Genomic DNA, 235 nt, shown 5'->3' with positions numbered 1-235 from the left:
GTCGTCGTCCAAGTTATCAGCCGGTCTATCACCTTAATGAGCAATTGACCAAAGTCCATCTGATTGCAGTAGTCAATCAAACGCTTGGTGCTGAGCATTTGCAACGTTTATGTGACTACTTATCTATACCAGCTTCTATTTATACCACTATCAATAGTGCAACTATTAAGCAGTTAACAAAACAGCTCGCAAAAGATGGGCAAACACTGGCACCCGTTCTGCTGTTAGATTATGA

The 235-nt window shown here is 41.3% G+C and carries 1 protein-coding gene; it reads left to right on the top strand.

The annotated features are described in order from the left end of the window. A partial coding sequence (locus tag AAEY88_RS15535; RefSeq protein WP_350563830.1) for a hypothetical protein occupies positions 1-235 on the top strand: 235 nt, incomplete at both ends.

Origin of the sequence: Psychrobacter sp. CAL346-MNA-CIBAN-0220, assembly GCF_040309805.1 — a bacterium.
Taxonomy (GTDB): domain Bacteria; phylum Pseudomonadota; class Gammaproteobacteria; order Pseudomonadales; family Moraxellaceae; genus Psychrobacter.
Note: the sequence above shows the minus strand (reverse complement) of the source record. Positions and strands in the feature narration are given on the sequence as shown.